The organism is Trinickia sp., assembly GCF_051961175.1.
In the GTDB taxonomy this organism is placed as follows: Bacteria; Pseudomonadota; Gammaproteobacteria; order Burkholderiales; family Burkholderiaceae; genus Trinickia.
This window is the reverse complement of sequence record NZ_JBQCDN010000116.1, coordinates 1-17,133: the sequence shown is the minus strand read 5'-3', so window position 1 is coordinate 17,133 and position 17,133 is coordinate 1. Positions and strand designations below refer to the sequence as shown.

17 protein-coding genes and 1 pseudogene are annotated in these 17,133 nt (G+C 64.5%); 9 read left to right on the top strand and 9 right to left on the bottom strand.

What is annotated here, in order from left to right:
- Window positions 1-185, bottom strand: a pseudogene (locus ACTHL0_RS06555) (hypothetical protein); the annotation flags it as partial.
- Window positions 186-507: 322 nt separating this feature from the next.
- Between ACTHL0_RS06555 and ACTHL0_RS06550 the strand changes: the two are divergent.
- Window positions 508-954, top strand: a complete 447-nt coding sequence (locus ACTHL0_RS06550; protein ID WP_440565839.1) for an N-acetyltransferase family protein — start codon at window positions 508-510, stop codon at window positions 952-954.
- A 44-nt stretch (window positions 955-998) separates the two neighbouring features.
- On the opposite strand, the gene ACTHL0_RS06545 is transcribed toward ACTHL0_RS06550, so the two are convergent.
- A complete protein-coding gene (locus tag ACTHL0_RS06545; protein ID WP_440565838.1) occupies window positions 999-1,877 on the bottom strand; it encodes a LysR family transcriptional regulator in 879 nt (292 codons plus the stop codon).
- A gap of 101 nt (window positions 1,878-1,978) precedes the next feature.
- Here ACTHL0_RS06545 and ACTHL0_RS06540 point away from each other — a divergent pair, with 101 nt between their 5' ends.
- The 3 genes from ACTHL0_RS06540 (at window position 1,979) to ACTHL0_RS06530 (ending at window position 5,525) form a co-directional block, all read left to right on the top strand.
- Window positions 1,979-2,365, top strand: a complete 387-nt coding sequence (locus ACTHL0_RS06540; RefSeq protein WP_440565837.1) for a tautomerase family protein — start codon at window positions 1,979-1,981, stop codon at window positions 2,363-2,365.
- A gap of 104 nt (window positions 2,366-2,469) precedes the next feature.
- Window positions 2,470-4,377 carry a CHAD domain-containing protein gene (locus ACTHL0_RS06535; protein ID WP_440565836.1) on the top strand — a complete coding sequence of 636 codons (1,908 nt, stop codon included), beginning with the start codon at window positions 2,470-2,472 and terminating at the stop codon, window positions 4,375-4,377.
- Window positions 4,378-4,625: 248 nt separating this feature from the next.
- A complete protein-coding gene (locus tag ACTHL0_RS06530) occupies window positions 4,626-5,525 on the top strand; it encodes a TOBE domain-containing protein (protein ID WP_440565835.1) in 900 nt (299 codons plus the stop codon).
- 56 nt (window positions 5,526-5,581) lie between these two features.
- Here ACTHL0_RS06530 and ACTHL0_RS06525 read toward each other — a convergent pair whose 3' ends face one another.
- From ACTHL0_RS06525 to ACTHL0_RS06510, 4 genes are all read right to left on the bottom strand, one after another.
- Window positions 5,582-6,289: a sulfate/molybdate ABC transporter ATP-binding protein gene (locus ACTHL0_RS06525; protein WP_440565833.1), complete on the bottom strand. Its 708-nt coding sequence runs from the start codon at window positions 6,287-6,289 to the stop codon at window positions 5,582-5,584.
- 15 nt (window positions 6,290-6,304) lie between these two features.
- Window positions 6,305-6,979, bottom strand: coding sequence for a molybdate ABC transporter permease subunit (modB, locus tag ACTHL0_RS06520; protein ID WP_440565832.1), 675 nt, complete (start codon window positions 6,977-6,979; stop codon window positions 6,305-6,307).
- Between the two features lie 29 nt (window positions 6,980-7,008).
- Window positions 7,009-7,806 carry a molybdate ABC transporter substrate-binding protein gene (gene modA / locus ACTHL0_RS06515; protein WP_440565831.1) on the bottom strand — a complete coding sequence of 266 codons (798 nt, stop codon included), beginning with the start codon at window positions 7,804-7,806 and terminating at the stop codon, window positions 7,009-7,011.
- 153 nt (window positions 7,807-7,959) lie between these two features.
- Window positions 7,960-8,655 carry a phosphatase PAP2 family protein gene (locus tag ACTHL0_RS06510; RefSeq protein ID WP_440565840.1) on the bottom strand — a complete coding sequence of 232 codons (696 nt, stop codon included), beginning with the start codon at window positions 8,653-8,655 and terminating at the stop codon, window positions 7,960-7,962.
- Between the two features lie 271 nt (window positions 8,656-8,926).
- On the opposite strand from ACTHL0_RS06510, the gene ACTHL0_RS06505 reads away from it, so the two are divergent.
- Window positions 8,927-10,105 carry an extracellular catalytic domain type 1 short-chain-length polyhydroxyalkanoate depolymerase gene (locus ACTHL0_RS06505; protein ID WP_440565830.1) on the top strand — a complete coding sequence of 393 codons (1,179 nt, stop codon included), beginning with the start codon at window positions 8,927-8,929 and terminating at the stop codon, window positions 10,103-10,105.
- A 155-nt stretch (window positions 10,106-10,260) separates the two neighbouring features.
- Window positions 10,261-10,437 carry a DUF3563 family protein gene (locus ACTHL0_RS06500; RefSeq protein ID WP_440565829.1) on the top strand — a complete coding sequence of 59 codons (177 nt, stop codon included), beginning with the start codon at window positions 10,261-10,263 and terminating at the stop codon, window positions 10,435-10,437.
- A gap of 34 nt (window positions 10,438-10,471) precedes the next feature.
- Here ACTHL0_RS06500 and ACTHL0_RS06495 read toward each other — a convergent pair whose 3' ends face one another.
- From ACTHL0_RS06495 to ACTHL0_RS06485, 3 genes are all read right to left on the bottom strand, one after another.
- A complete protein-coding gene (locus ACTHL0_RS06495) occupies window positions 10,472-11,281 on the bottom strand; it encodes a BPSS1780 family membrane protein (RefSeq protein ID WP_440565828.1) in 810 nt (269 codons plus the stop codon).
- Window positions 11,272-12,267, bottom strand: coding sequence for a homoserine kinase (locus tag ACTHL0_RS06490; RefSeq protein ID WP_440565827.1), 996 nt, complete (start codon window positions 12,265-12,267; stop codon window positions 11,272-11,274). Before ACTHL0_RS06490 ends, ACTHL0_RS06495 begins: the two co-directional genes overlap by 10 nt.
- A 119-nt stretch (window positions 12,268-12,386) precedes the next feature.
- Window positions 12,387-12,800, bottom strand: coding sequence for a hypothetical protein (locus ACTHL0_RS06485; protein WP_440565826.1), 414 nt, complete (start codon window positions 12,798-12,800; stop codon window positions 12,387-12,389).
- A gap of 206 nt (window positions 12,801-13,006) precedes the next feature.
- Between ACTHL0_RS06485 and ACTHL0_RS06480 the strand changes: the two genes are divergently transcribed.
- The 3 genes from ACTHL0_RS06480 (at window position 13,007) to ACTHL0_RS06470 (ending at window position 16,998) form a co-directional block, all read left to right on the top strand.
- Complete coding sequence (locus ACTHL0_RS06480) at window positions 13,007-14,500, top strand: AMP nucleosidase (RefSeq protein WP_440565825.1); 1,494 nt, start codon at window positions 13,007-13,009, stop codon at window positions 14,498-14,500.
- Between the two features lie 224 nt (window positions 14,501-14,724).
- On the top strand, window positions 14,725-15,357 hold the full coding sequence (locus ACTHL0_RS06475) for a carbonic anhydrase (RefSeq protein WP_440565824.1): 633 nt from the start codon (window positions 14,725-14,727) through the stop codon (window positions 15,355-15,357).
- A 90-nt stretch (window positions 15,358-15,447) separates the two neighbouring features.
- Window positions 15,448-16,998, top strand: coding sequence for a SulP family inorganic anion transporter (locus ACTHL0_RS06470; protein ID WP_440565823.1), 1,551 nt, complete (start codon window positions 15,448-15,450; stop codon window positions 16,996-16,998).
- Window positions 16,999-17,133: the final 135 nt, after the last annotated feature.

Genomic DNA, 17,133 nt, shown 5'->3' with positions numbered 1-17,133 from the left:
GAGCGCCCGGGCGAGCCCAAAAGGACGATCTGCTCGTCGATCCCGAGTCCCCAGTCCCGCGCGATATTGAAGAACGCACGCAAGCCCGCGGCGGACATCTCCGCGATGGACGGAGCGGCGGCGGACGCCTGTTTGCGCAAATGCCTATCGGCGGCGGACAAGCGATGGACAGCGGCGGGCGGCATGAGCGATCTCTATTTGAATCACACATCTATCTTAGTCTATTTATGGATTACGGCAAGCGCGGCGTGAGGAGCTGGCAATGGCGGCCCTCATACGAATAGGCGGGCGCGGCCGGTTTCATCGTGGGGTGGTCAACCGGCGGAAAACGGGGCCGAACTGTTCAAGGGCAACCCGCTGCCGGGGGCGGAATTCCCGGTGTAAATTTCCAAGAACACTACCGGGTCCCCCACTGCACTAGCGTATCGCTTGCGGTAAATTCACCTGCGCGCCCCGACAGAGCGCTTGTCTACTTGGCTACCCCTCCACCGATGAGAATTTGATCCGATGACCACGACGATACGCAGAATCGAAGTACGAGACCAAGCACGCTGGCGCGAGCTCTGGGACGGCTACACCCGCTTTTACGAACGCGAACCCTCCGAGCCGGTCACTCGCCATGCCTGGGCGCGCATCATGGACGAGCATTCGCCCGTCCATGCGATCGTTGCGGAGCGGGACGGCGAAATCATCGGCATCGCGAACTACGTTATCCACGAAAGCACCTCCCTGCTCGCGCCGGTCTGCTACCTGCAGGATCTGTACGTCGATCCGCTCGTGCGTGCGGGCGGTGTCGGGCGCCAATTGATCGACTGGCTGCTCGACGAGGCGCGCGAGCGGGGCTGGTCGCGCGTGTACTGGACGACGAAAGAAAACAACTATCGGGCGCGCGGCCTTTACGACAGCTATACACCTCGCAGCGAGTTCGTTCAGTACCGCATCGATATCCGCTGATTGCCTGCTGCCGAGCGTTAAACGTTCGCGAACGCGCTCAACGGCTATCCCCGCGCGAGCGACTTCGCCAGCACCCGCAGCGCATCCGCCGAGCGGGGGTCGCGCACGCGCGAATACATAACAACATGCGATTCGGGCAAGCGCGGCAACCCCAGCTTCTCGCCGACATCGACGACCCCGGGCGGTGCGACGCGCCGGGCGAGCGCAGAGACAGCGAGGCCAGCCGACAGCGCCGCGCCGATCGCGGCCATGCCGCCGCCGACGAACGTCTCTTCCCATTCGATCGATGCGCTTTCGAGCGCGCGCACCGCTGCGGCGCGAACACCGCAGGGCCCCGAAAGCACCGCTAGCGGCAGCGGGACATCGGCCGGTGGGCTCCAATCCGACGCCGCGAGCCAGACCAGTGGTTCGACGAACAACGCTTCGCCGTCCGGCACGCCGCCACCCGTCTGTGCCGTGCGTGCCGCCACTTCATCGGGCTCGTGCCGCACGATAGCGGCATCGAGCCGCCGTTCGTCGTATTGCGCGACGAGCGCGGCGGACGAACCTAAATGCATCTCGATCACGAGGCGTGGATCATGCCGATGCAAGCTTGCGACGAGCGGGGCGAGATCGGGACCGGCCACATGCTCGCTGAGCCCGACTTTGAGCCGCCTGCGTTCGGTACCCAGGGAGCCCAATGCACGATCGTGCGCTTGCAGCAGCTCTCGCGCAGCTTCGAGAAACGCGCCGCCGGCCGGCGACAGGCGCACGACGCGCGGGGTGCGTTCAAATAACGGCTTCCCGAGATGTGCTTCGAGCCGTTTGACTTTCAGGCTGACGGCGGACTGCGTCGTTCCGAGCAAATCGGCGGCGCGTGTGAAGCTGCGCAAGTCCGCGACGTGAATGAACGCCCGCACGGCGTCCAGATCGAGCACTTTCATTTCGGATTGAAATAGAAGAAATCGCAATTCATTCCTGTTCATTATGAATCACGCGCCGTATTCTGCCTACATCGAAATGATCGACACTCAGGAGAAACGCTATGCCGCTCGCTCGTATTTCGCTGCCCGCAGGCCGTTCGGCCGACTACAAGAAGGCGTTGGCCGACGGCGTGCTCCGCGCGCTCGTCGAGACGTTCAACGTGCCGAAGGACGATCAGTTCATGGTCTTCAGCGAGCACGCGCCCGAGGACCTGATCTATAACCGCGGCTACCTCGGCATCGAGCGCAGCAACGGTTTCGTGATGATTCAGTTAACGGTCAGCAACACACGTCCGCTGGAGAAAAAGCGGGCCCTCTACCGTCGTATCGTCGAATTGCTGGCCGATAGCCCCGGCGTCAGAAAGGAGGACGTCTTCATCAATCTGGTGGAAGTGCTACCCGAGAACTGGTCGTTCGGTAACGGCGAGGCGCAGTACGTTACGGGCTAAGCCCTGCAGGGCTCGCCGCGTCAGCGCGCTTGCCGACATTTCCACCATGTCGAGACGGGCGTGCGTGTATATCATTGACGCTCCGGATCAGCTTCGGAGCCGCAATGACGTGGGGTACCGTCGAACTCGCATTGGTGGTCGAGCCCACTGCCGCGAGCGAATGGATGGCCGGACCGGTCGCAGCCGGGGGCGGGGGCCGCACGGTCGGCCATCGCGTCGCGCGAGCGCACGCGGGCGTTCGGGCCGCGCATCAGCGGACGGCCCGTCGGCGGGCAAGCACATCCGTATCGGCACACGCCGATATCGGCGCGGCGATCGCCGATGCATTGAGCCGGATGCCCGGGACCTCGCCACTCGGCACGCCTATGGCTTCGACGATGCGTGCATTTATCGAACCGGGGGGCAACTGGCGGGTCATGGTTGCGGCCACGGAAGACGGTGCGCGCCGCGTCATGGCGTCGCGCGCCCATGAACTGACGCCCGGCGTGTGGCGTTGCGAGAAGGTGTGCGACGAGTCCCTTGAACCCGGGGCGCCCCTTGCGCTCAACGCTACGCTGCCCCACGTGCTTAGAGACGCGCTGGGCAAACCTGACAAGCTCGCACCCTCGCCGGCGCTCGCGGTACGGGTTGGCGCCTGGCGTTGGAATGGACCAGACGGGGCCATCGTCGACGTCTATCTGCACGATGCCTGCGTTGCTTTCAAGCGCGCGGATTCAGAGGCGGACGCACCGCAGCAGCCCATTCAGCGCACGAAGACGAAGACCGGCTCCGCTGCCGCGGTTCCGTCGCCGGAGCGCGGGCGCGGACCGGCCGCATTTTGCGAATTGCGGTTGGTTGCCTATGTCGGTTCGTTAGACGCTCCGGCCGGAGGCGAACAACAAGCCGAACAACGGGCCGATACCGAAACGGTTAAGTCACCGGCAACCGTCGCGGCTCGCCGCGCCAATACCGATAGCCGACGGCCATCCGCCAGCGAAGCCGGCGAGTCACCCGAAGCGGAAGGTTCGGCGCTGCGCGCGGTGTTCGCGGCCGCGGCCGCTTTGACGGATGTCTTGCCTGTGTTTCCGGCGCTCACGGATGGCTACGCGCGCATCTGCGAATCAGGTGCGACGGGCGCAACCGACGCACCGGTCCGCGCCGGCCGCATCGACCTATCCCATGCAAAGACGCCGCACGGCGCGCTGATCGACGTCGCGGCGAGCGTGACCCGCCAATGGCTGGGCAACGAAGCGGGCGTGCGCTACGGCGCCGGTACGGAATTTGTGCATCAGATGCGCGTCGCGCTGCGCCGATTGAAAACCTTGCTCAAGACATTTCCTCGCTGGGTCGACGATCCGTGGGAGCGCACGATCGCCCCTGATCTCGATTGGCTCGGCGCTCTGTTGGGCCGAGCTCGCGATCTCGACGTGTTTGTCGATGCCACGCTCCCGGCGCTCGCCGGGGCCGATATCGGTGCAGGGGGATGGGCGCCGCTGAAAACGCGGGCCACGGTGCATCGTGACGAGGCGCGCGAGCAACTGCGCGCGGCGTTGCGCACCCGTCGCTATGCGGCGCTTTTGTTGGCTTGGCTGCAGTGGCTCGCGGCACTGCGGGGTTCGACGGGTCCCGCTTCGATGATGCACAAGACCCTCGCCGGCTACGCGCGCAAGCGCGTCCGCAAACATTACGGGCGCTTGATCGCCAAGCCGGCACTCACGGCCCTGACGCCCGCCGAGCGCCATCGTCGACGCATCGAAGCGAAGCGCCTGCGTTACACGCTCGAATTCTTCGAATCGTTGGCGTCGCACAAGACGCGGCGCGAGATCGCGAAGCAGCTCGGCCGGATCCAGAGTGTGCTGGGCGACGGCAGCGACGCCATTGCAGCCTTGCATTTTCTCGAAGCGCTCGATGTGCCGCCGTACGAGCATGGCTTCGCGCGAGGCTGGTGCGAGGCGGTGAATCGTTGGTCCGCCATCGAGGGCGAACGGCTCTTGCAGGAACTGGGCAAACCCAAGATCGTTCGTGCGATCTAGTGCCCTGTCCCGCAAGTTCCTTTGATATGAAATCGCCCATTTGACTGCCAGGCGGCGTCGCTCGTCGTTGCCATAGCTACGGCTATGGCGCCTCCTCGCTTCTTGCCTGACAGTCAAATGGACAATTTCATTTATCAAAGAACTTACGGGACAGGGCACTAGCGACATAGCGATGCGCGAAGCCGCAAGGGCGGCGCCTATAATGCCGTTTCCGTTTCCGCTTCGATCAGCTGTGCGACTGGCCTCCCATGAGCGACCTCCCCCCGTCATCGCCTGACTTCGCTATCGGCGACGGTTCGGCCACGCCGCTCGAACTGGGCGGCTCGGTTTGGCTGCGCGCGGGCCAGCAAACGCTGGGCGGGGCCGCACGCATCGCGCTGCTCGCCGCGATCCGCGACACGGGCTCGATCACCTCCGCCGCCAAGGCGGTCGGCCTCAGCTACAAGGCGGCGTGGGAGGCGGTCGACGCCATGAACAACCTTGCGGGCGAGCCGCTGGTTGCGCGTGCGGTAGGCGGCAAAGGCGGGGGCGGCACGACGCTGACCCCGCGCGCTCACCGCCTCATTGAAACCTTCGGTGCCGTGGAGCGCGAACACCGCAGATTCATCGAACGGGCGAGTGCGGCGATCGAGAATTTCGCCGGCGATTGGGCATTGATCGGAAGGATCGGTATGAAAACGAGCGCGCGCAATCAACTGTTTGGGACGGTGTCGGCGGTGAAGCGCGGCAGCGTCAACGATGAAATCTCGTTGGCACTGCCGGGCGGGCAGACCATCGTCGCGATCGTGACCCATGAGAGCACGGAAACGCTCGGCCTGGCTGTCGGTGCACCGGCATTCGCGCTCGTGAAGGCATCGTGGGTCATGCTGATGGTGGATGACGCCGAGGACGACGGTGCGGGGCGGCCGCTGCGCCTGTCTGCCCGCAATCAGCTGCGCGGCGTGGTCACGCGGGTGACGCGTGGTGCCATCAACACGGAAGTGTCCCTCGCGCTCGCCAGCCCCCCGGACGGGCCGCCCGATACGAATTCGGCCGTGATCGCAGCGGTCGTGACGAACGAAAGCGCCGAGACGCTCTCGCTTGCCGAGGGCAAACCGGCGATTGCTATTTTCAAAGCCTCGAGCGTGATCCTCGGCACGCCCGATTAACCCACCTACGGTTGGCCCGATGCAGCCGTTGAGCGCAATCAAAGAGCGCGCTGCCATCAGCGCGATGCGTTGCGGGCGATGAAGCCATCGTAGTGCGCGACTTCCCGCACGCCGCCCTCCGCGAGCTGAACCACCTGATCGCCGAAGACGGCCACATCCGCTTCGTCGTGCGTGATCAGGACCATCGGAATATCAAGCCGCGTTTGCAACTCGGACAGTTCGCGGCGCATGCGTTCGCGCATGCTGGCGTCGAGCGCGGCGAACGGTTCGTCGAGCAGGAGAAGGCGCGGTTTGGCGACCAGTGCGCGTGCCAGTGCTACACGTTGCTTTTGTCCACCCGATAGCTGTGCCGGATAACTGCCGGCGACGGCCATCAGATCGAACGCGTCCAGCCAATATTCGACTGCCTGCGAGCTTTCTCGCGAACGCGGGTTGAGCCAGCCGCGCCGGAGCGCGAAGCCCACGTTTTGCCGCACGTTCAAATGCGGAAACAACGCATAGTCCTGGAACAAGTAGGCGGCCCCCCGCTCGCGCGTGGGGATGTCGATGCTACGCCCGGCATCGAACAGGGGCTCGCCGCCGAGCGTAATGGCCCCCGCATCGGGCTTGAGCAGCCCCGCCACGGCTTTGAGCGTCAATGTCTTGCCGGCACCGGACGGGCCGAACAGCACGATGCGCTGACAGCTTCCCGTGAACGAGACGGAAAGTTCGAAGCGACGTTCACGCGCGATCAGTGTCTTGCGGATGTCGACGGTCAACGTCATGGCGGATGTCCTGAGCTAGCGGGACGTCAACAGGCTCTGCTGCGGGACGAGCCGTCCCGCCACGAGCAGCACGATCACGCATACGATGGATGTGACGAGGACGAGCAGGTTGGCCGTCCTGTCATCGCCGGCTTGAACGGCGGAGTACACGGCCACCGACAGCGTTTGCGTACGTCCCGGCAGGTTGCCAGCGATCATCAGCGTGGCGCCGAATTCGCCGAGCGCGCGCGCAAAGGCGAGCAGCGCACCGCCCAGAATGCCGCGCGCCGCAAGCGGCAACGTCACCCGAAAGAACAAGGCGGCTTCGCCGATGCCGAGCGTTCTGGCTGCGTGCTCGAATTGAGGATCGACGGCCTCGAATGCCGATCGCGCCGCTTTGAGCACGAGCGGAAACGCTGCGATCATCGACGCGATGACCGCTCCTTCCCAGGTGAAAACGAGGCGCACGCCGAACGTATCGAGCCAAGCGCCGATGGGCCCGCGGCGGCCGAGCAGCACGAGCAGGTAGTAGCCGAGGACGGTCGGCGGCATGACGAGCGGCAGCGTCAGCAGCGCATCGACGATGTCGCGCATGCCGGAGCGCCAGCGCGCGAGCGCGAGCCCTGCGGCTACGCCGAGGAGGGCGTCGAGCGCCGTCGCCCATCCGGCAACCTTCAGCGATAGCGTAAGCGGGATCCAGGCATCTTGCATGGCGGGTGGGACTATCCCAATCTCGAATGTCAACGGCCTGCCGGCGGCTTGAAGCCGTATTTGGCGAGGATCGCCTGGCCTTGCGGCGAGAGCAGCAAGCCAGCGAAATCTCCGGCTTCGGCCGCATGAGCGCTGCCCTTCACGAGCGCGACCGGATAGGCCACGGGCTGAGCGGTCGGCACGGTCGCCGCGACTTTAACCTTTTGCGGCATTAAGGCCGCGTCGGTGCTGTATACGAAGCCGGCCTCCGCTTCGCCGCGCGCCACATAATCGAGCGCCTGCCGCACGTTACTGGCCAGCACCGCTTTGGCGCTGACGGCATCCCAACTGCCTTCGTGCTGAAGCGCCGCCTTCGCATAGCGCCCGACGGGCACCGATGCCGGATCGCCGAGCGCGACGCGCTTGACCTGCGGCAAGGCGATCGTTTCGCCCACCGACGCCACCTTCAAATGGCTATCGGACGGCACGATCATGACGAGCGAGTTCGTCGCGAAATCGTGCCGGCTGGAGGGGACGACGGCTTTCGCTTCCACCGCCTTGTCCATCGCGGTTTCATCGGCGGACGCGAAGACGTCGGCCGGCGCGCCGTTGACGATCTGTTGCAGCAGCACATCGGAGGCGCCGAAATTGAGGACGACCTTCGTGTCGGGATGCGTTTTCTCGAACGCAGTGGCCATGTCCCGGAAGGCATTGGTGAGACTGGCGGCGGCCGACACGACGAGTTCATCGGCGTGAGCGGCGCTCTGAACGAAAAAGGCAGCGGCGGCGCCGGTGCAAAGCGCAAGGGCGCGAAACCGGCGGCGGGCAGCAGTCAGGCGAGCGTTCATGGGGACAAAGACGAAACCAAAACCGACATCGTAATATACCGAAGGTAATAACGCATCGGTCGATGGCGGACATATGGCCGTGCCTATAGCGCGGCGGCTGAGTGCAACGAACCGGAAATACCGACGCTCGAGCCGGTCAGGGCGGGGAACGGGTCAGGCAAAAGGGCTGTCGAGCGCCGCGCTGCGGCCCATCGGCGGCGCCGGCACCGGGCGCGGGGCCTGGTGCCCCGCTTTCCAGCGCGCGCGGATATACGGCCGGTCGCGGCCGGATAAATGCAGGGCGATGTGGGTGATCCAATATTGCGTGGGTACCCGCACGTCATGCAATGCCGCGGTGAGCATCAGCAGGCTGACCGCGACCGGCACAGCCGACAGCCGGCTGGGCTTGGCGTTCCAGGCGCAGCGGACGAACAGCATGGCCGCGAGCGCGCCGACGATACAACCGGCCACGGCCTCGGACGGCGAGTGCGCGCTGAGCACGACACGCGAAAGCCCGACGGCCAGGCCCGCGGCGAGCCCGCAGGCGAAACCGGCCAGCCGGATGCTCGCGCGAGCGGGCAGCAGCGTCAGGAAAAAGGCAACCGGATAGACGGCCGTGGACAACATGGCGTGCCCGCTGACCCCGGTGAAATCCCATTCCCGAATGCCGACGCCCCAGCCCAGGAAGGCGATTTTCGTGAGCGTGACGACGCCGGCCGCCGCACCGACGATGGCCAGCCAGCCGAGCGCGAGGCGCCCCGAATACCCGAGCGCGAGCCAGAGCGCGATCGCGATGGCGAGCGGCAAGGTCAGCCCCGCGCCGCCGAGGCGCGTGATCGAAAACCAGAGATGAAGGGGCAGATCGTACATATCGGGCACAGGCCGGGCAGCGCGGCCGCGGAACGCCGGTTGGGCTTGATCGCGAGGGCCGGGCGAAACGGCGATGAGCATTACGGGAACGGACAGTATAACGAGCCCGGGCGGCCTTGGTGGCGCGCGCGCGTGCGACGGCGCACGCGGCCGATGTCTCAATGGATGAGAGTGCGTTCCGGGCGGCAACACATGAAGAGGGTATATTGTGCATTGCGTCATAAAACTGCGCCGCGTTGTCTAACTGTCCCTTTTTAGCGAGCCACGTCCAATGACCAAAAGCCTGACGAAACTTTGGTTGCAAGGTTTTAAACGGATGTTGTCCGGCGTTCCCGCAGCGCAGGCCGAGTTGCTGCGGAAATCGGCGAAGCCAAAGCGGCGAAAGCGCGCGGACTCCGCCCGGCGCACCGCTGGCGCGTCGAGTGCGTCGAGTGCGTCGAGTGCGTCGAGTGCATCTGGCGTGTCTGGCGCGTCCCAAGCCCGCGAGTCGCGCGTGCGTCCGCGCGCCGGCGCCTGGACGAAGGGCCAATGGACGCGCTCGTACCACTCTGCGCCGCCGCTGCCGGGCCGGCTCGTCAATCATTTGTCGTATGGCTTGTATGTTCCGCCAAGAAGGGCCAAAAGCCTTATGCCGCTCGTCGTCATGCTGCACGGCTGCAAGCAGACGATCGACGAATTTGCGATGGGCACGCGCATGAACCGGGTCGCGGACGAACACGGCTTCGCCGTCGTCTACCCCGAGCAGTCGAAGCACGCGCATGCGCACCGATGTTGGCACTGGTATGACGATCGCGATACCGCGGGGCTGGGCGAGGCGCGGGCCGTCGTATCGCTCGTCGATTCGCTGATCGAACACCATGGGGTGGACCCCGAGCGCGTCTATATCGCCGGGTTGTCCGCGGGCGCCGGCCTTGCCTCGCTACTGGCGCTCAATTATCCGGACCGATTCGCGGCTGTCGCGCTGCATTCGGCACCGGCATTGGGCGAAGCGCATTCCGGCATGACGGCAATGGACGTGATGCGGCGCGGCGTTCGGCGCGATCCGATCGCGCTCGTCGATGGGCTCATCGATGTCGCGAGCTACCCGGGCATGCCGGCCATTATTGTTCACGGTGATAGCGATCGGGTTGTCGCCCCTAAGAATGCGGAGCAGCTGGGCTTGGCTTTCCTGCGCCTGAACGGCTTCGTCGACCGCGCCGGTGCATGGATGGGCGGTACGTTGCACGAAACGCGACAGGGCGGCGCACAGATGAACGACTATGCGATGAGCAATCGCCATGTACTGCGGATTTGCCTCGTGACCGATCTGGGGCACGCATGGGCCGGCGGCGACGAGGCCGTGCCTTTTCATTCGCACAAGGGACCGGACGCAAGTGCATTGATCTGGGCGTTCTTCCGCGATCAACGCCGTCGACTGTCGACAGCCGCCCGCCGCGCGGCCAGCCGGTAAGGACGTCCGTGGCAGGCGTGTGTCGCGTTTTGCTGTGATGCGGAAAAACCACACAGCAGGAACCCGTGCAAAAACCCCTGGCGCATCCCTAGGGTTTTCCCTATAATTCGGGTTGTCGCTTAGGTGTTAACACCTACTACCGCACGAGGCCCATCATGTTCCTGCTTACCCGCCTGTTCCTTTTCCTGACGCAAACGGCCGAAGAACGCCAAAAGGCGAACAATGACGCGTACCTCGCGGAAGCGGCCGATCTGTACGATCTCGAATTCCGTATGCGCAAGCTCGACCGCGAAGCGGCGGTTGCGCATCCGGCTTGGCAAGCCGCGCGCTGAGTCCCGCAGTTCCCAGCGTGCCCGCCGGCGTGGATCAAAGGCCGGGCGTTCCGGGGGCGCCGTTCCCGGTGTTCGGTTCCTGAACGCCGTAGCAGCCGCGATACGTGGCGTAGAACGAGCAGTAGAGTACCGTCGACAACGTGACTGACACCGGATACAGCACGGCGAACGCATAGTCGTGTGCGCCGACGGCAAGCATCAGCACCAGAATCCCGAACAGTACGAGGATCGCGGTGGCGAGCCATAGGGCGCCGAACACGATGAAGGCCCCGCGATTGCGCCAGCACGTGACGAAGCTGAAGAACATCGCTTTGACGGGCGGCACGTCGTGCCACACGGCCAGCACGGGCGCAAACCAGAACAACATCGCCACCGGTAAATAGCAGCCGATCGCAAAGAGCTCCGCCATCGCGAGCGAGCTCGCGACCAGCGTCTCGGAAGAGACGGGCTCCGTGCCCATAATGAGCTTGAACAGCACGCCGCCGTCCACCAGCGCGGAGCCGCCAACAACCAGTGCGATGGCCACCACATAAATGCCGCCGAGTTCGAGCAGGCGCACCGCGCCGGCCGTCCCGTAGGACCGGAATCCATCCAGAAGCACGGTTGGGAATACGATTTTCCCGGCGATCGTATCCCGGCAGGCCGTCATGAAGCCGACGGCAATGCCTGGAATCAGCAGGAGCGACAGCACCGGCCCGGCCAGCGGAACCCTCGATATCGCCATCATCGCCAGCAGATACGTGAAGAAGATCGTCAGAAACCCGAGCGGATTTCGACGAAACAGCCAGATGCCTTGCCGGAACCAGACGTAGCCGGTCTTTGCGGAAACTTCAGTTAGTTGCATGGACTTGACGCAGTCATCGGTGCGACGCCGGCAAGCCGGTCGCGCAAGATGCGTTCGAAATGGGTGGGATCGTGCGGCTTGAGCATTTCGGCCGCGCGGGGCAGGTAGAAGTCGTACAGGCGCGACACCCAGAACCGGTAGGCGCCCGCCCGCAGCATATCGGCCCAATGGCGCTGTTCTTCCGCCGTGAATGGCCGCACGGTCTGGTAGGCGCGCAGCAACGCGTTCGCGCGAGCCGGATCGAGCGCGCCGGTTGCGAGATCGACGCACCAATCGTTGACCGTCACCGCCACATCGAACAGCCACTTGTCGCAGCCGGCGAAATAGAAATCGAAGAAGCCGCCCAGGCGGACTGTATGGTTCGTCCCCGGCGTGGCCGGCGCGAACAGGACGTTGTCCCGAAACAGATCGCAGTGGCAGGCGCCGCCCGGCAGCGCCGCATAATCGTCCGAAGCGAAAAAGGCAGCCTGGTGCGCCAACTCGGACGTCAGGAGCTCGCGCTGGGCGTCCATCAGGAACGGCAGGATCTGCGGGACGGTCTCTTGCCACCACGGCAGGCTGCGCAAGTTCGGCAAATACCGTTTGAAATCGCGCCCGGCCAAATGCAGGCGTGCCAGCATCTGGCCGACTTCCGCGCAATGCTCCGCCCCGGGTGCCAATTCGGCTTGTCCCGGCAGCTTGGTGACGATCGCCGCGGGCTTGCCGTGCAGCATGCCGAACAGCGCGCCGTCGTTGCGCGGCATGGGATCGGGCACGGGCACGCCATGATGAGCGAGGTGGCGCATCAGTTCGAGATAGAACGGCAACTGCTCGGCCGTCAGCTTCTCGAAGATCGTCAGCACGTACGCGCCGCGCGTCGTCGTCAAAAAGAAGTTGCTGTTTTCGATGCCGGAGGGAATACCGCGGAAATCGACGACATCGCCGAGATCGTAGTGGCGCATCCAGTGCGCGAGATCGGTTTCATTGACGACGGTAAAGACGGCCATGCGAGAGGCTTCGAGTGCGATTGAACGGGGGGCGGCGGGCGGCAACGGCGGCCTGGCCGCCCATAGCCGCCGCGCGTGCGACCATGGAGCGAGTCGCGCGCGGCTTGGCCGAGAGGCGATTAGTAATGCAGACCGATCGACGGCAGGCGCGTGCTGGGTTGCGCGCTGCTATGGACCTGGGGTGAAGTGTCCGGGGACGCACTCATCTGGTAGTGCGTACCGAAGTTCGAATGGACATCGATTTCCACGGGTTTGCCGCGATCGCGGTATTCGGTGATCTCGGTGCCGTTGCGGCTTTTCTCGTGGAAGCTCGGCTTGCGCGGTACGTCGTTGATATCGACTTTCGACGAAACCTGCGCCGCGGGACGATTGATCTTGGTGAGATCGGGCAGGCCGGCCGCCTCATTGGCGGCGCGCTGCGCTTCGCGTGCCTGCGCGTCGTCGGCTGGCGCCGCGAGCGCGAGGCGCGGTGCGGCCGCGAGACTCGCGGCGGCTAACGCAGCACAAAGGGCGGCGGAAAAGTACGGCTTCATGATGGGTCTCCGGAAGATCCCTGAATTCTAGCAAATGCGCCCCTCGGAGCGCGTGCTGCCCAGCGATCGAGCAGCGCGCGGGCCTCCGCCGAGCCGCGCGGCACGGGGGCGGAATGCGGGTGCTTCGTGGTAATGTCGTTGCAACGAACGAGGCGAAGCGAACGATGAAAAACGATCTGACACAACACGCACGACACGCGCGCGCAATGCATCCGACCGACTTCCCGACCGAGGCGTTCACCGACGCCGCCGATGCCGTGACGCGCCTATCGGAAATCTACGAAGCGAATGCGGCTTTTCTGCGCGACGCGTTCACCCGTTACCGGCGCAACGAACCGTTTCACGAGCGCGTGCGGGCATGCTATCCGTTCGTGCGCTTGCGCACGGAAGTCAACACGCATGTGGACTCGCGCCGTTCGTACGGGTTTGTTGCCGGCCCGGGCGTATTCGAGACGACGGTGACGCGTCCCGATTTGTTCGGCCACTACTATCGCGAACAACTGCGCTTGCTGGCGAAGAACCATCATATTGCTATCGAAGTCGGGGTGTCGCAGCAGCCGATCCCGATTCACTTCGCATTCGCGGAGGGCATCCATCTCGAAGGCGATCTCGGGCGCGAGCGCCTGATGGCGATGCGCGATGTATTCGATACACCGGATCTGGCCGCGCTCGACGATCGCATCGTCAACGGCACCTACGAACCGTTGCCCGGCGAGCCGTTGCCGTTGGCCTTGTTCACGGCGCCGCGGGTCGATTTTTCGCTGCATCGGTTGAAGCACTACACCGCGACATCGCCTACGCATTTCCAGAATTACGTCCTCTACACGAACTACCAGTTTTATATCGACGAGTTCACGAAGCTCGGGCGTGAATTGATGGCCCATACCGACGACGAAGAGCTGCGTGCGTATCGCAGCGAGTACACATCTTTCGTCGAGCCTGGCGACGTGATTACCTACAACGCGAATCTGGGCGAGCAGCCCGACGAGGGCACCGCACCGGCGCGGCTGCCGCAAATGCCGGCTTATCACTTGAAGCGGGCGGACGGCAGCGGCATTACGATGATCAACATCGGTGTGGGCCCCTCCAATGCGAAAACGATTACCGATCACATCGCGGTGCTGCGTCCGCATGCGTGGGTGATGCTCGGCCACTGTGCCGGGCTACGCAATACGCAGCGGCTCGGCGATTACGTGCTGGCCCACGGCTATGTTCGAGAAGATCACGTGCTGGATGCCGACCTGCCGCTGTGGGTGCCGATTCCGGCGCTCGCCGAAGTGCAGGTGGCGCTCGAGCGTGCCGTCGCGCATGTGACGAAGCTCGAAGGGGCCGAGCTCAAGCGCGTCATGCGCACGGGAACGGTGGCCAGCGTCGATAACCGCAACTGGGAGCTGCGCGATCATCGGGAACCGGTTCAGCGCCTTTCGCAGAGCCGCGCGATTGCGCTCGACATGGAAAGCGCGACGATTGCCGCGAACGGTTTTCGGTTCCGCGTGCCGTATGGGACGCTGTTGTGCGTGTCGGACAAGCCGCTGCATGGCGAGCTGAAGCTGCCGGGGATGGCCGATCAGTTCTATCGGGCGCAGGTTGACCAGCATTTGCAGATCGGCGTGAAGGCGATGGAGCTGCTGCGGATGAACGGGCTCGACCGGTTGCATAGCCGGAAGCTGCGCAGCTTCGCCGAGGTGGCGTTTCAGTAGCCGGTGCCATCCGAAAACCGCGCGGGCGGGCACGCAGGGCCGAGGGCCGATCTCAATCGCCATCCCCGGATTAGGGGCGCGAGCGAGCAGCCTTCCGGCCTCTTGTCTGATTAATTTTTAATTTTTTTCGGAATCCTCAGACTGTAAGCTTTTCGTAACAGACGCGGAAAGTATTCGAAAGAATGCAGTCCGCGCCCGTACGGATCTACAGCAGGAGGACATCGATGAATTACGCGAAGCGGCTGCTGCTCGCCAATCGCGCATGGTCACAAGAGGCGAGGGCCCGGGATCCCGGCTTTTTCGAACGACTCGCACAGGGCCAACAGCCCCGCGTGCTTTGGATCGGTTGCTCCGATAGCCGCGTGCCGGCCGAGCGCATCACCAATGCTCAGCCCGGCGAGCTGTTCGTCCATCGCAACATTGCCAATCTCTACACGTCCGACGACGGCAATACCTCAAGCGTTGTCGAATACGCCGTCCATGCGCTGGGCGTCGAGCACATCGTGATTTGCGGCCACCATCATTGCGGCGGCGTGCGCGCCGCGCTATCCCAGCCTTCCGACGCGCTGCCCGTTGTGAATCGCCGCATCGCCGGCTTGCGTCAGCTTGCGCATCGTCATCAGGAGGCGCTAAGCGCCATCGCGGATTTCGAGGCGCGGGTCGATCGTCTGGTCGAACTGAACGTCATCGAGCAGGTGAAGCTGCTGCGCGAATCGCCGATCGTGCGCAGCGCACCGCGGCCGCCAACGGTACACGGTTGGGTATTCGGCTTGCGCGAAGGGTTGCTGACCCCGCTCACCGATGCCGAAGAAGCGCCGCATTCCTGTGTACCGGCCGCGGCGATCGCTGAAGGTTGATGCCAGCATCCAGCCGCTCGGCTCACTAGCCTTTCCGACTCATAGGCCGCCGCCGCTTTGCGGCGCGGCTCCATTCGTCTCCGCACGATCATGTCCCTATCTTCCGATTCGAGCTTATCCCCGTCGTTCTCGACTTTGCGCAGCGATGTTTTCGCGGGCATTGTCGTCTTCCTCGTGGCACTGCCGCTGTGCCTCGGCATCGCTACCGCGTCCGGCGTCGCGCCGTTCGCGGGCCTGGTGTCGGGCATCGTCGGCGGCCTTGTCGTCGCCCTGCTGAGCGGCTCGCATTTGAGCGTCAGCGGCCCGGCCGCCGGGCTCGTCGTCATTGTCGTCACGGCGATCGCGTCGCTCGGCAGTTTCTCCGCGTTTCTGGCCGCGGTGCTGATTGCCGGAGCGCTGCAGGTCGGCTTCGGTCTGCTGCGCGCGGGACGCGTGGCAAGCTATGTGCCCGCCGCCGTGATCAAAGGCATGTTGGCGTCGATTGGCCTCTTGTTAATCCTCAAGCAGATACCGCTCGGCGCGGGGCTCCTTGCCGGCGCCGATTCGCGCATCGTGCACGGGGCAGCGATAGCGACGCCGTTCGGCCGACTGTTGCCGGTTTCGCTCGTACTTTGTGCGGTATCGGTTGCGATGTTGTTCGCATGGGAAACGCCGCGCGCGAAGCGCTTTGGATTCGTGCGAGCCGTGCCGGGCCCCTTGGCCGTGGTGGCCCTCGGCATCGGCGTGACGGTGCTGCTCGATCGATTCGCCCCGTCGCTCGCCACGCCGGTCGAACATCGGGTCGTGCTCGCCGCGCTCGATTCGCCCGCGGCGCTGCTCAGCGCGATTTCGATGCCCGACCTCACGCAGTTGGCGAGCCCCGATGTCTGGCGCGTGGCCATGACGCTGGCCGTCGTCGCGAGCCTCGAAACGCTGCTGAGCCTCGAAGCCCTCGAACGGATCGATCCGAAGCGCCGTCGCGTGTCGCCGGATCGCGAGTTGAAGGCACAGGGCGCGGGCAACATCGTGGCCGCGTTGTTCGGCGGGTTGCCGTTGACGGCCGTCATCGTGCGCAGTTCGGCGAACGTGCATGCCGGGGCGCAGACGCGCCTGTCCGCCGTGATTCACGGTGTGCTGCTGCTCGCGAGCGTGTTCGCGCTCACGGCCGTCCTTAACCTCATTCCGCTGGCCAGCCTGGCGGCGATCTTGATTCAGACGGGCTATAAGCTTGCGAAACCCCGGCTCTTCGTCGATATGGCGCGCGAGGGCGCGGGCCGCCTGGTGCCGTTTGCCGCGACCATCATCGGCGTGCTGGCGACGGATCTGTTGATCGGTATCGGGATCGGTATCGCCACGAGTGCGCTGTTTGCGATGCAGGCCAGCTTCGCGCGCACGTTCGTCCTTACGCGGCACGACGATTACTTTCTCCTCTCGGTGCGAAAGGATGCGACGTTTTTCGCCAAGCCGATGCTCGCGCGTTGCCTCGCCCAAATTCCCGAGCGTGCGACGGTGCTGATCGACGCGGAGCGAGCCGATTTCATCGATACGGACATTCGCGAAACGATCGATGCATTCGTGCAGGAGGCCCCGAACCGGCAGGTGACGGTCGAGCGATTGCGCTGGCCGGAGGCGCCGCCCGCTTTGCTGCCTGTTTCCTCGTAGACGGGACGGCTTCGACGTTGGCCCCGCCGCGTTCGGCGCGGCGAACACAAGCAACGCCGCCAAACCAAGGCCGCAACCCGCAAACATTTGCGCAAATTTAAAATAGTGAACCCATTCGCCCCAACGCTGGAGAAA